At 70.6% G+C, this 12,991-nt stretch carries 10 protein-coding genes; 3 read left to right on the plus strand and 7 right to left on the minus strand.

Annotated elements, in window-relative coordinates; translation table 11 throughout:
* Nucleotides 1-133: 133 nt before the first annotated feature.
* The 6 genes from ACFWW9_RS26535 to ACFWW9_RS26560 form a co-directional block, all read right to left on the minus strand.
* Entirely contained in the window at nucleotides 134-1,126 is a 993-nt protein-coding gene (locus ACFWW9_RS26535; protein WP_390383412.1) for a TIGR03842 family LLM class F420-dependent oxidoreductase, read from the minus strand.
* A gap of 12 nt (nucleotides 1,127-1,138) precedes the next feature.
* Nucleotides 1,139-2,524, minus strand: a complete 1,386-nt coding sequence (gene hydA / locus ACFWW9_RS26540) for a dihydropyrimidinase (RefSeq protein ID WP_390383414.1) — start codon at nucleotides 2,522-2,524, stop codon at nucleotides 1,139-1,141.
* Nucleotides 2,521-3,363 (minus strand): nitrilase-related carbon-nitrogen hydrolase, encoded by an 843-nt coding sequence (locus ACFWW9_RS26545; RefSeq protein ID WP_390383416.1) that lies wholly within the window; start codon nucleotides 3,361-3,363, stop codon nucleotides 2,521-2,523. The genes hydA and ACFWW9_RS26545 overlap by 4 nt, the downstream gene beginning before the upstream one ends.
* A complete protein-coding gene (locus ACFWW9_RS26550) occupies nucleotides 3,360-4,913 on the minus strand; it encodes an NCS1 family nucleobase:cation symporter-1 (protein WP_390383418.1) in 1,554 nt (517 codons plus the stop codon). Before ACFWW9_RS26550 ends, ACFWW9_RS26545 begins: the two co-directional genes overlap by 4 nt.
* A gap of 154 nt (nucleotides 4,914-5,067) precedes the next feature.
* A complete protein-coding gene (locus ACFWW9_RS26555; RefSeq protein WP_390383420.1) occupies nucleotides 5,068-6,978 on the minus strand; it encodes a tetratricopeptide repeat protein in 1,911 nt (636 codons plus the stop codon).
* A 9-nt stretch (nucleotides 6,979-6,987) separates the two neighbouring features.
* Complete coding sequence (locus ACFWW9_RS26560; protein ID WP_390383422.1) at nucleotides 6,988-7,608, minus strand: class I SAM-dependent methyltransferase; 621 nt, start codon at nucleotides 7,606-7,608, stop codon at nucleotides 6,988-6,990.
* 179 nt (nucleotides 7,609-7,787) lie between these two features.
* On the opposite strand from ACFWW9_RS26560, the gene ACFWW9_RS26565 reads away from it, so the two are divergent.
* Nucleotides 7,788-8,279, plus strand: a complete 492-nt coding sequence (locus ACFWW9_RS26565; RefSeq protein ID WP_390383424.1) for a hypothetical protein — start codon at nucleotides 7,788-7,790, stop codon at nucleotides 8,277-8,279.
* A gap of 87 nt (nucleotides 8,280-8,366) precedes the next feature.
* Here the strand turns inward: ACFWW9_RS26565 and ACFWW9_RS26570 are convergent, their stop codons facing one another.
* Nucleotides 8,367-9,983, minus strand: a complete 1,617-nt coding sequence (locus tag ACFWW9_RS26570) for a PucR family transcriptional regulator (protein WP_390383425.1) — start codon at nucleotides 9,981-9,983, stop codon at nucleotides 8,367-8,369.
* Between the two features lie 106 nt (nucleotides 9,984-10,089).
* Between ACFWW9_RS26570 and ACFWW9_RS26575 the strand changes: the two genes are divergently transcribed.
* Both ACFWW9_RS26575 and ACFWW9_RS26580 read left to right on the plus strand, forming a co-directional pair.
* The gene (locus tag ACFWW9_RS26575; protein ID WP_390383427.1) at nucleotides 10,090-11,382 is read left to right on the plus strand and encodes an aspartate aminotransferase family protein; all 1,293 of its coding nucleotides are present in this window, start codon (nucleotides 10,090-10,092) and stop codon (nucleotides 11,380-11,382) included.
* Entirely contained in the window at nucleotides 11,379-12,869 is a 1,491-nt protein-coding gene (locus tag ACFWW9_RS26580) for a CoA-acylating methylmalonate-semialdehyde dehydrogenase (RefSeq protein WP_390383429.1), read from the plus strand. The genes ACFWW9_RS26575 and ACFWW9_RS26580 overlap by 4 nt, the downstream gene beginning before the upstream one ends.
* Nucleotides 12,870-12,991: the final 122 nt, after the last annotated feature.

The following is a 12,991-nucleotide window of genomic DNA, read 5'->3' on the forward strand; positions in this document are numbered from 1 at the left end:
GCGGTTGGTCCATGAGGGCGCTTCGGATCGGGGTGGGGACGGGGGTCTGGGTGGTTGCCAGGGTTGCGTGCGTCCGTTTCGAGTGTGGGACTCGGGTTGCGTAGGTTCGATCCGATCCGAGATTCAGGCTGGGCTAGACGTGGGTGATGATCTCGTTGCCGTAGGCGGCCAGGGTTTTGTCCTTGTCGTCGTGCATGAGGTAGAGGGCGAAGTTGTCCACGCCGATCTCCTTCAGCTCCTGCAACCGGTCCACGTGTGCCTGTGCCGGGCCGGTGAGGCAGAAGCGGTCGACGATCTCGTCCGGGACGAAGTCGGTCGACCTGTTGCCTGCCTTGCCGTGGTGGGAGTAGTCGTAGCCCTCGCGGCCCTTGATGTAGTCGGTCAAGGCCTTGGGGACGACGCCCGAGTCGCCGTAGCGGGCCACCAGGTCGGCCACGTGGTTGCCGACCATGCCGCCGAACCAGCGGAGCTGGTCGCGTTGGTGGGCCAGGTCCGTGCCTACGTAGGCGGGGGCCGCCACGCACATGGTGATGGCGTTCGGGTCGCGGCCCGCTGCTGTCGCGGCGTCGCGGACCGAGCCGATGGTCCAGCGGGCGATGTCGGGGTCCGCTGTTTGCAGGATGAAGCCGTCCGCCTGTTCGCCGACCATCTTCAGCGCTTTCGGGCCGTAGGCGGCCATCCAGATCTCGAGCTTGCCGTCGCGCACCCACGGGATGCGGACCGGGGTGCCGTGGTGCTCCACCTCGCGGCCCTCGGCCAGTTCCTTGATGACCGTCATCGCCTTGCCCAGCGTCGCCAGCGACGCCGGGGGTTGGCCGATGACGCGCCTCGCGGAGTCGCCGCGGCCGATGCCGCAGACCGTGCGGTTGCCGAACATGTCGTTCAGCGTGGCGAACAGCGACGCCGTCACCGACCAGTCCCTGGTGCTCGGGTTGGTCACCATGGGGCCGACGACGAGGTTCGTCGTGTTCGCCAGGATCTGCGAGTAGATGACGAACGGCTCCTGCCAGAGCACGGCCGAGTCGAACGTCCAGCCGTACGCGAAACCGTTGTCCTCGGCCGACTTCATGCCCGCCACCACGGCGCTGGCGGGCGGGTCGGTCTGGAGCACTACGCCGAAGTCCACTGTGCGCCCTTCCTAGACGAGGTACTGGTTGAGGTCGCGGCCGAGGAACCTGCCGTGGCCCGCGCCGCCGTGGAAGCCGTCGCCGTCGACCACGACCTTGCCGCGCGACAGCACCGTGTCGACCTTGCCGGTCAGCTCCATGCCCTCGTACGCCGAGTAGTCCACGTTCATGTGGTGTGTGGCCGCCGACAACGTCTGCTCGGCGGTCGGGTCGTACACCACTATGTCCGCGTCCGCGCCGGGCGCGATGACGCCCTTGCGCGGGTACAGGCCGAACATGCGGGCGGGCGTCGTGGAGCTGATCTCGACCCAGCGTTCGAGGGACAGCTCGCCGCGGACGACGCCCTGGTGCAGCAGGTCCATCCGGTGCTCCACGCCCGGCATCCCGTTGGGGATCTTGGAGAAGTCGCCGCGCCCCAGCTCCTTCTGGTCCTTGAAGCAGAACGGGCAGTGGTCGGTCGACACCAGCGACAGGTCGTTGGTGCGCAGGCCGCGCCACAGCTCGGTCTGGTGCTCCTTGGGTCGCAGCGGGGGAGAGGCCACGTACTTCGCGCCCTCGAAGTCCGGCTTCGCCAGGTCCTCCAGCGAGAGGAACAGGTACTGCGGGCAGGTCTCGGCGAACACGTTCTGGCCCGTGTCCCGCGCCTTCGTCACGGCGTCCAGCGCGTGCGACGCCGACAGGTGCACGATGTAGAGCGGCGAACCGGTCACCTTCGCCAGCGCGATGGCCCGCGACGTGGCCTCGCCCTCCAGCTCCGGCGGCCTGGTCAGGCCGTGCTGGACGGGGTCGGTCTTGCCGTTCGCGAGCGCCTGCGCGACGAGCTGGTCGATCGCGATGCCGTTCTCCGCGTGCATCATGATCGTGGCGCCGGTCTCGCGGGCCTTCTGCATCGCCCGCAGGATCTCGCCGTCCGTGGCGTAGAAGACGCCGGGGTAGGCCATGAACATCTTGAACGTGTTCACGCCCGCGTCGATGCAGGACTCCATCTCCTTCAACGACGTGTCGTTGACGTCGGAGACGATCATGTGGAACCCGTAGTCGACCGCGCAGTTGCCGTCGGCCTTGCTGTGCCACTTGTCCAAGGTGGACAGCAGTGAGGTTCCCTTGGCCTGCACGGCGAAGTCGATGATCGTCGTCGTCCCGCCCCACGCGGCGGCGGTCGTGCCGGTCTCGAACGTGTCCACGCTGGACGTGCCGCCGAACGGCATCTCCATGTGCGTGTGGCCGTCGATGCCGCCGGGGATCACGTACTTGCCCGTGGCGTCGATGACCGTGTCCGCCTGGACCTCGAAGCCGGGGGCCACCAGCGCGGCGATCTTCTCGCCCTGCACGAGGACGTCGGCGGCCACCGCGCCGGTCGCGTTCACGACGGTGCCGCCGCGGATCAGGGTGCTCACGGCTGCACCAGCGAGTCGTAGGTGTCCGGCCTGCGGTCGCGGTAGAACGCCCACAGGTCGCGGACCTCGGTCAGCAGGTCCATGTCCAGGTCGCGGACGACGATCTCCTCCTCGGTGTCCGACGCCGCCTCGCCGATCAGCTGGCCGCGCGGGTCCGCGAAGTACGTCTGGCCGTAGAAGTCGTTGTCGCCCAGCGGTTCCACGCCGACGCGGTTGATCGTGCCGACGAAGTACTCGTTCGCCACGGCCGCGGCGGGCTGCTCCAGCCGCCACAGGTACTCCGACAGGCCGCGGCTGGTGGCCGACGGGTTGAACACGATCTTCGCGCCCGCCAGGCCCAGCGCGCGCCAGCCCTCGGGGAAGTGGCGCTCGTAGCAGATGTACACGCCGATCCGGCCGACCGCGGTGTCGAACACCGGGTAGCCCAGGTTGCCGGGCTTGAAGTAGAACTTCTCCCAGAACCCCTTGACCTGCGGGATGTGGTTCTTGCGGTGCTTGCCGAGGTACGTCCCGTCCGCGTCGATCACCGCGGCGGTGTTGTAGTAGACGCCCGGCTGCTCCTCCTCGTACATCGGCACGACGAGCACGACGCCGTGCTGCGCGGCGACCTCGCACATCAGCCGCGTGGTGGGGCCGTCGGGGATCTGCTCGGTGTAGGAGTAGTAGTCCGCGTCCTGCACCTGGCAGAAGTACGGGCCGTAGAACAGCTCCTGGAGGCAGATCACCTGCGCGCCCTGCGAGGCGGCGGTCGCGATGGCCGTGACCGCGTTCGCGATCATCGACTCCTTGTCGCCGGTCCACCTCGCCTGGATCAGACCGGCTCGGACGATGTTCGTCACTTGATCACTCCCTCGTTGGTGCGGTCGGTCGCTGTCCGCGACAGTGCCAGGTAGGTGACGAGTCCGCCCACCAGGCCGACCACCCAGTTGTAGTCGTAGAGCGGCTTGAGGAACGGGATGAGCCCGCCTTCCGGGAACGGGCCGCCGTAGGCGCCGCCGACCGCGAGCACCGCGCCGACCAGCGTCGCCACGACCGCGCGCCAGTTCCAGCCGCCGGCGAACCAGTACGAGCCCTTGCCGTCCATGTACAGGGCGTCGAGCTCGATCCGGGTCTTGCCGAGCAGCCAGTACCCGGCGATGAACACGCCCGCCACCGACGCCAGCAGGCCGCCGTAGAAGCCCAGCCACGCGAAGATGTAGATGCTCGGGTCGGAGATCAGCCGCCACGGCTGGATCACCACGCCGATCACGCCGGTGATGAGGCCGCCGACCGCGAACGTGATGCGCTTCGGGAAGGCGTTGGAGAAGTCGTAGGACGGGCTGACGACGTTCGCGGCGAGGTTCGCCGAGATCGTGGCGAGCACCAGCGCGACCAGCGCCACGACGACCACGAGCGGGTTGTCGAACCGGCTGGCCAGGGTCGCCGGGTCCCAGATCGCCTCGCCGTACAGGGCGATCGAGCCGGACGTCGTCAGGATCGCCACGATCGCGATGAACGACATCGTCGTCGGCAGGCCGAGGACCTGGCCGAGCACCTGCTTCTTCTGGCTGCCGCCGAAGCGGGTGAAGTCCGGCATGTTCAGCGACAGCGTCGACCAGAACGCGATCATGCCCATCAGCGACGGGAAGAACACCTTCCAGAAGCCCGAGCCCCAGCCGAGCTTCGACGGCTCGGACAGGATCGGCCCGAACCCGCCCGCCTTCACGGCGACGTAGGCCAGCAGGATCAGGAACCCGACCGACACCAGCGGCGCGGTCCAGTTCTCGAACCGCCGGATGGCGTCCATGCCGCGCCAGATGATCAGCATCTGCACGACCCAGAACCCCAGGAAGCACAGCCACAGCGTCCAGTGCTGTCCCAGCACCACCGGCGCGGTCAGCCACCAGCCGCCGACCAGCTTGCCGACGATCACGTGCAGCGCCAGCCCGCCGACCCACGTCTGGATGCCGAACCACGCGCACGCGATGAACGCCCTCAGCAGCGCCACCAGGTTCGCCCCGCGCACCCCGTAGAACGCTCGCGCGAACACCGGGAAGGGAATGCCGTACTTCGTGCCCGCGTGGCTGTTGAGCAGCATCGGGACCAGCACGATCAGGTTGCCGAGCGTGATGGTCATGAACGCCTGGACCCAGTCCATGCCCAGCGCGATCAGCGACGCCGCGAGCGTGTAGCTGGGGATGTTGTGCGCCATCCCCATCCACAGCGCGAAGAAGTTGTACGTCGTCCAGGTCCGCTGCTCCAGCGGCACCGGCGCCAGTTCGGGGTTGAAGTACCGGCTCTCCGAGATGGCGGAGAAGTCGCGCAACTCGACTCGGCCATCCGGGTGACTGATCTGCTTGGTCGTTGTGACCTGGCTTGCTGAGGTGGGCTCTGACGGGTCGACGGCCATCGGTCACATCCCTGTTACGCTGGCGAAACAGCGTGGTCGGTGTGCGCTTTCCATCCCGGAATCCTGGGATGGCGGGTGCGCCGAGGGCAGTGTCGAAGTGTCCACGCTTCCCATGATCAGTGAACACTCTGTCGGTTGCACGTCGATCGTGGACTCACCGGTCCAGCAGGGCGCGCACCTCTCGGGCGCGGTGGTCGTCGCCGAGGTCCTCGTACCCGGCCAACGCCTCCCGGTAGGCCTCGTCCGCCTCCTCCGCGCGCCCGAGTTCGACGTAGGTGTCCGCGAGGCTCTTCAGGGTGATCGCGGTGCCGAACCGGTCGTCCCGCCCGCGCTGGACGTCCAGCGAGGCCGTGAGGTGCTCGACGGCCAGGTCGAGCCGACCCGCCGCCCGGTGCGCCTTGCCGAGGCCGTGCAGCGTGATCGCCACCCCGCCCTCCTGGTCGTGGCGTCGCTGGTGCGCCAGGGCCTCCTCGAAGTGCTCCAGCGCCTCGTCGACCCGGTCGAGCATCAGCAGGCACTCGCCCACGTTGGCCAGGCTGATGCCGAGGCCCCGCACGTCCTCGACCACCCGCCGGATGGCCAGCGACCGCTCGCAGCAGGCCAGCGCCGTGTCCGGCAGGCCCATCTCCCGGTAGGTCGCGCCGAGCACGACCAGCGCGGCCCCGACGCCGATCCGGTTGCCGGTCTTCTCGCACAGGGCGAGCGACCGTTCGCCGAACTCGACGGCGGACGGGAACTGGCGGGCCTGCCGGTGGATCGTGGCGAGCCGGTTGTACGCCATGGCGAGGGAAGCGGGCTCCGCCGAGTCCACGGCCATCCGCTGGAGGGCGTACCAGTCGGCCAGGTGCTTGCGCAGGGAGAAGTAGCGGAACATCGCCTCGGCGATGGCGACGACCTCCCGGCCGAGGCCCCGGTCGCGGGCGGTGGTGGCCACCTCCAGCACGGCGGCCCGGTGCCGGTCCATCCAGGCGACCGCGTCGGGGTCGCAGCGGTTGATCTGGATCCCCTTGGCGTGCTCCGCCGCGGTCCGGCGGTAGAAGGCGACCACGCGGTCGACCGCTTCCGGCTCGGGGTCCTCGTCGAGGCACTGCTCCGCGTACAGGCGGACGAGGTCGTGGAACCGGTGGTCCTCGGTCAGCAGGTGCGCCGCGCGCAGGTCCCGCACCAGCCTCCGGGCCCGCACCGGCGGCAGGTCGGCGAGCGCGGCCGCGCTGTCGGCGAAGACCGCGTCGCCGGGGTGCAGGGCCAGCAGGCGGAACATTCGCCGCTGGTCGGGCGTGAGGGAGCGGTAGGACAGGGCGAAGGTGGCGGTGACGGCGTTCGAGTCGCCGTCGTCGAGGACGGCGAGGCGGGCCTCGCGCAGTTCCGCCGCCCAGTCGGTCGACGGCTCGGACCTCAGCAGCGCGGCCATGATGGTCAGCGCGAGCGGCAGCCGACCGCACAGGTCGGCGAGTTCGGCGTCCCCCACCAGGTCCAGCGCCTCGGCCGGGTCGAGCATCCCGAGGGCGAGGTGGGAGCCGGGCAGGCTGGCCAGCGTGTGCCTGCTGGAGACGACCACCCGGTGCCGGTCCACCAGCAGCGGCTCCACCTGCGCGGACCGGTGCGCGTTGTCCAGCAGCACCAGCGTGGACTCGCGATTCGCCATCTCGCTGCGGAACAGCGCGGCGCGCTCGTCCTCCTCGGGAGGGATGACCTCGTCCTCGACGCCGAGCCTGCGCAGGCAGTGCAGCAGCGCCTGCGTGGGCTCCACGCGGCGCTGCTCGTCGTAGCCGTGCAGGTCGAGCGCCAGGAAGCCGCCGGGGAAGCGGGCCCGCTCCTGGTGCGCGTACCGGCGCAGGAGTTCGGTCTTCCCGACGCCCCCGAGCCCGGACACCACGGTCAGGCCGGTGCCCGCCGCGAGTTCGGCGAGTTCGGGTAATCGTCCGGCGAAGGGGCCGGACACCGGGGGCAGGCCGTCCAGCGCGGGGCGCGGGCTCGGCGGGGGCGGGTTGATCACCACCGTGCCGATGGTCTTGGCCTGGATCACCGGGCCGTGGACGTCGCCGGTGACCTTGTTGCGGTTCATCGGCCTGTTCTACCCGCGGACGAACTCCGCGCACCAGCGGTGTTCCGCGCGGGCCACCATCACCGCGCGGAGGCCGTTCTGGGCGAAGGCCTGGATCTCGGCCGCGGTCAGTGGCCACGGTGGGCCGTCGGGGACCGTCTCGTCGCGGGCCACGGCGATCACCAGGAGGGTGCCGCCGGGGGCCACGAGGTCGGTGACGGCTGTGATGGCCCGTGGGTGCAGGGGGATGGGGAGGGACTGCACGGTGAGGCTCTCGACGACCAGGTCGAACGCCTGGTGCCACTCCGGTGGCGGGGACAGGAGGTCGGCGACGCGGTAGTCGACGGGGGAGTCGGGGAAGCGGCGGCGGGTCGTGGCGACGGCCGTGGGGGCGATGTCGAACGCCGTCGTGCGGTAGCCGCGGGTGGCGATGAGTTCCGAGTCGCGGCCCAGGCCGCAACCCACGACGAGGGCGGTGCGGCCCTCGCCGTCCTTGTCGCGCGCCCACGCCGTGAGCGCGGGCATCGGGTCGCGGTCCCACGGGACGATCGCGCGGCCCTCGTCCGCCTCGGCGTACAGCTCCTCGAACCAGGCGGTGGGGCTGGGGTTGTTGGCGGCCAGGTGGCGGGTGTGCTCGTCAGGGCTGGGCATCAGGACAGTCTGTCCGAAGGGGGTAGGTGTTCGCGGCCGGATTTCCCGCGGTTCCCCTTTTTCCCGAACGGGTGAGGCCCGTCGCGGGCGCATCACCCCATCGTGTGGATATAGGTCGGGGTCCCCCCTGCCGATGACAGTGAGGTCCCCCTTCAGGTTCCCTCAATGTTAGGAACACTGTGTTTCGTACCCGCCCGCGCGGTTCCCTCCGTGCCGCCGCCCTCCTCGCCGTCGGTGTGTCCCCGCTGCTCGCAGGCGTGTCCGCCGCCGCTCCCGCCCCGTCGCTCGACGGACTCGAGGGCAAGGTCGGCGACGCGCCCGAGCTGACCACCAAGGTCGCGGACGAGGCAGGCAAGATCGCGAGCGGCCAGACCGTGAAGCTCCCGACGCCCGACGCGCTGCCGCAGGCCCCCACGGCCCCGGTCGCCGGTCTGCCGGAGGCGCCGCAGATCGCGGACGTCGCCCACGCCCTGCCCGGCGCGCCCTCGCTCCTCCCGCCCGCCCAGGGGCGTGCCTTCCCGACCGCGCCGTCCCTGGACCAGGTCCAGGTCGACCAGCTGTCGCTGAACCAGTTGCCGCTGAACCAGCTGCCGTCGACCGACGAGCTGCCGATCCAGCTGTCGTCGCTCGGTGGCGGCCTCCCGCTCGGTGGGCTCCCGCTCGGGGGCTGACCTCACGCTTTCGCGAGCCCATGGCGCAGTGGCACCTGCGTCATGGGCTCGTCGTGTGCGAGCGGCACGAGGATCCGACCGGCCCGGTCACGCGCCCAGGTCGTGGACCAGCAGGGCGACGTGCAGGGACAGGATGGACTCCGGGTCTTCCAACGAGACCCCGAGCACCTGTTCGATGCGGGCCAGTTGTTGGTAGTACGCGGTGCGGGACAGGTGGGCCGCGGCGGCCGCCGCGGACTTGTTGCCGCCGTGTTCGCACAGGCAGCGCAGGAGTTCCACGAGCCTGCTGCCCTGGTTCGTGTCACGGGCCAGGAGCGGGCCGAGTTCGCGGTCGGCGAAGGCGCGGAGGCGTTCGTCCTCGCGGAGCAGGTGCAGCAGCCCGTGGAGGCGGACGTCGTCCAGGCGGTGGTAGAGCCTGGTGCCCGGAGAGCGGAGCGCGGCGCCCGCGATGTGGACGGCTTCGCCGAGGCTGCGGCGGACGTCCGACACGGCGGCGACGGTCGTGCCCGCGGCGACGACCACCGGCAGCCCGTGCTGGGTGGTGGCGGCCATGCGGTGCACCTCCTTGGCCAGGCGGCGGAGCACGCCGTCCAGGCCCGCCTGCGGGGGCAGGGAGAGCAGGGCGCGGACGCTGGTGTCGTCCACGACGCCGACCAGCGCGGGCACGGTCACGCGACGGGCCGCCAACGCCGTCGCCTCGGCCAGGTCGCGCAGGACCTCTTGCGTGGCAAGGGTTTGCGCCGGGGAGGGGGACGTGCCGGGGCGGATGGCGATGCCGACGAGCTGCCTGCGCTCCAGCGGCACGCCCAGCGCGGCGGCCCGCGCGGACAGGTCGGGCGGCGGCTGGGACTCGCCGAGGAGTTGGGCCAGCAGGGTGCGGTGGGTCTGGCGTTCCAGCGACTCGCGGTCGCGGGCGACCAGGCGGTGCACGGCCAGCGCGGACGCCGCGCGCTCGGCCACGACCACGTGCCGGTGCGGCGGGGCCTCGGGGGAGACGAGCACGAGCCTGCCCCAGTCCGCGCCCCGAGCGCCGACGACGGTGACGAGCCAGCCCGCGTCCTCGTGGTAGGCGGTCCGCTCGGACACCGTGACCGACCGCGACCGCTGGCCCCAGTCGGCGAGCAGCGCCGTCGGGTCCGCGCCCGCCGCGTCGTAGGCGAGCACCTCGTGGCCCAGGGTCTCCAGCACGACCGGCAGGCCCGCCGTGCGGGCGACCTCGCGCAGCACCTCGGCGGGTTCCGCGCCCGCCACCGTCAACGCCGTGAACGTCTCGTGCACCTGTTCCGCGGCCCGCAGTTCGGCCAGTTGCGCGTCCACGATCAGCGCCACGACGGCCTCGGTCACGGTCACGAACCGCGTCTCGTGCGCGAGCGTGACCAGCGGCAGCCCGTGCCGCTCGGCGGCCGCGACCAGCACACCGGGCACCTCGTCGCTCCACCGCCGCACCAGCTCCACGACCAGCCCGGCGGCGCCCACGGCCGCCAGGTCGTCCACGTACCTCGTGAGGCCGGCTTCGTCGGTGGGCAGCAGCATCCCGGTCGTCAGCACGAGTTCGCCGCCGCGCAGCAGGTGGGCGATGTCGGCGACCTCCGCCACGTGCGCCCACCGCACCCGCGCCTGCATCCCGGCGGCCCCCGCGACCACCGTCGGACCGCCGCGCCGGACCACCGGGAGGGCGAGGGCTTCGGCGACCGTGGGGTACATGGACACAACGTAATGCGATCCCCCGGAAAGCGGTACAGGTTGTGCATGGCGGCGAACCACCGGTCCCAGCAGACTCGGAGCCAGGACTACTGCCACGGAGGACGCTATGGGGCAACACCGGGAACTGCTCGCCCGGCACCGTGCGGTCATGCCCAACTGGATGGCCCTGTACTACGACGAGCCGATCGAGATCGCGAGCGCGAGCGGCAGGCGGGTGACCGACCGCGAGGGCCGGACGTACCTGGACTTCTTCGCGGGCATCCTGACCAACGCCGTCGGCTACGACGTCCCCGAGATCAGCGAGGCCGTGCGCGCGCAGCTCGCGACCGGCGTGTTCCACACCTCCACGCTGTACCTGATCGAGAAGCAGGTGGAGCTGGCCGAGAAGATCGCCGAGCTGTCGGGCATCCCGGACGCCAAGGTGTTCTTCACCAACTCGGGCACCGAGGCCAACGAGACGGCGCTCATGCTCGCCACCCAGTACCGCCGCAGCGACCAGGTCGTGGCGCTGCGCAACTCCTACCACGGTCGCGCGTTCGCGACCGTCGCGATCACCGGCAACCGCGGCTGGTCGGCGAGTTCGCTGAGCCCCGTCAAGGTCAGCTGGGTGCACGGCGGCTACCGGTACCGCAGCCCCTTCCGGCACCTCTCCGACGCCGACTACGTCAAGGCCTGCGTGGACGACCTGCGCGAGGTCATCGAGGTGACCACCTCCGGTGACGTGGCCTGCATGATCGTCGAGCCGATCCAGGGCGTCGGCGGGTTCGCCACGCCGCCGGACGGGCTGTTCGGCGCGTTCAAGGAGGTGTTGGACGAGTACGGGATCCTGTTCATCGCCGACGAGGTGCAGACCGGCTGGGGCCGGACCGGCGAGAACTTCTGGGGCATCCAGGCGCACGGCGTGACGCCGGACGCGATGACGTTCGCCAAGGGCCTCGGCAACGGGCTGGCGATCGGCGGCGTCGTGGCGCGCGGCGACCTGATGGACTGCCTCGGCGCGAACTCCCTGTCCACGTTCGGCGGCAACCCCGTGTCCACCGCCGGGGCGCTGGCGACGCTGGACTACGTGCTGGAGCACGACCTCCAGGCGAACGCGGCCAAGCTCGGCGCGCGGCTGTTCGAGGGGCTGCGGGCCATCGCGGCGGACAACCCGGTCGTGGGCGACGTGCGCGGCAAGGGGTTGATGATCGGCATCGAGCTGGTCGACGGCGAGGGCAAGCCCGCGCCGAAGGCGGCGGTGGCGGTGCTCGAAGGCGCTCGCGAACGCGGGCTGCTGATCGGCAAGGGCGGCTTGTACGGCAACGTGATCCGGCTCGCGCCGCCGATGACGTTGACCGCGGATGAGGCGGAGGAGGCGCTCGTGGCGCTGCGTGGAGCGATCGAGGAGGCGTCCGCGTGAGGATCACGCACCAGATCGGCGGCAAGCCGTGGACCGGCACGGCCGAGCGCACCGGTGACGTCTACGACCCCGCGACCGGGCAGGTCGTGAGCCAGGTCGACTTCGCGAGCGCGGCGGACGTGGACGAGGCGGTGGCGGCGGCGAAGGCGGCGTTCACCAAGTGGCGCGGGGCTTCCCTGGCGCAGCGGGCGACGGTGATGTTCGCCTTCCGCGAGCTGTTCAACGCCCGCAAGGCGGAGCTGGCGGCGATCGTGACCGCCGAGCACGGCAAGGTGCTCTCGGACGCCGCCGGGGAGATCCAGCGGGCGCTGGAGGCCGTCGAGTTCGCCTGCGGCATCCCGCACCTGATCAAGGGCGGCTTCAGCGAGAACGCCTCCACCAAGGTCGACGTGTACTCGATCCTCCAGCCCTTGGGCGTGGTCGGGGTGATCTCGCCGTTCAACTTCCCGGCCATGGTGCCGCTGTGGTTCGTGCCGAACGCCATCGCGTGCGGCAACACCGTGGTGCTCAAGCCGAGCGAGAAGGACCCGTCGGCGGCGAACTTCATCGCGGAGCTGTTCGCCGAGGCCGGGCTGCCGGACGGCGTGCTCAACGTCGTGCACGGCGACAAGGTGGCCGTGGACCGGATCCTGGAGCACCGGGACGTGAAGGCGGTGTCGTTCGTCGGCTCCACGCCGATCGCCCGGTACGTCTACGAGACCGGCACGGCCAACGGCAAGCGCGTGCAGGCGTTGGGAGGGGCCAAGAACCACATGGTCGTGCTGCCCGACGCCGACCTCGACCTCGCGGCGGACGCGGCCGTGTCGGCGGGCTTCGGCTCGGCGGGGGAGCGCTGCATGGCGATCTCCGTCGTCGTCGCGGTCGACCCGGTGGGCGACGAGCTGGTCGGCAAGATCCGCGACCGGATCGCGGACCTGCACGTCGGCGACGGCCGCCGCCAGGGCTGCGAGATGGGGCCGCTGGTCACGGGTGCACACCGGGACAAGGTCGTGTCCTATGTGGACGCGGGCGTGGCCGAGGGCGCGTCGCTGGTGGTCGACGGGCGCGGCCACCCGATCGACGGCGACGAGGGCGGGTTCTGGCTCGGCCCGACGCTGTTCGACCACGTCGGCACGGGCATGAGCGTGTACACCGACGAGATCTTCGGCCCGGTGCTGTCCGTGCTGCGGGTGTCGACCTACGACGACGCCGTGGAGGTCGTCAACGACAACCTGTACGGCAACGGCACCGCGATCTTCACCAACGACGGCGGCGCGGCGCGGCGGTTCCAGAACGAGATCGAGGTCGGCATGGTCGGCGTGAACGTGCCGATCCCCGTCCCGGTCGCGTACTACTCGTTCGGCGGCTGGAAGGACTCGCTGTTCGGCGACTCGCACGCCTACGGCCCGGAGGGCGTGCACTTCTTCACCCGCACGAAGGTGGTCACCAGCCGGTGGCTCGACCCGTCGCACGGCGGCGTCAACCTCGGGTTCCCGCAGAACACCTGATCGAGGAGAAGTCGGGAGTGGTTGTGGGGTTCACGCTCCATAACCATTTTCCGACCCCTATTTCCCGTCTTGGGTGGAAGTTCATCCGGGTAGCCCATTCTGCCCCTGGAGCCATTCTTTTT

Origin of the sequence: Umezawaea sp. NPDC059074, from assembly GCF_042738955.1 — a bacterium.
Lineage (GTDB): Bacteria > Actinomycetota > Actinomycetes > Mycobacteriales > Pseudonocardiaceae > Umezawaea.

Excerpts from the sequence above, each read along its gene's own strand:
- ACFWW9_RS26550 (WP_390383418.1), bottom strand. The coding sequence starts at position 4,913 with ATGGCCGTCGACCCGTCAGAGCCCACCTCAGCAAGCCAGGTCACAACG.
- ACFWW9_RS26575 (WP_390383427.1), top strand. The coding sequence starts at position 10,090 with ATGGGGCAACACCGGGAACTGCTCGCCCGGCACCGTGCGGTCATGCCC.
- ACFWW9_RS26560 (WP_390383422.1), bottom strand. The coding sequence starts at position 7,608 with ATGCCCAGCCCTGACGAGCACACCCGCCACCTGGCCGCCAACAACCCC.
- ACFWW9_RS26570 (WP_390383425.1), bottom strand. The coding sequence starts at position 9,983 with ATGTACCCCACGGTCGCCGAAGCCCTCGCCCTCCCGGTGGTCCGGCGC.
- ACFWW9_RS26555 (WP_390383420.1), bottom strand. The coding sequence starts at position 6,978 with ATGAACCGCAACAAGGTCACCGGCGACGTCCACGGCCCGGTGATCCAG.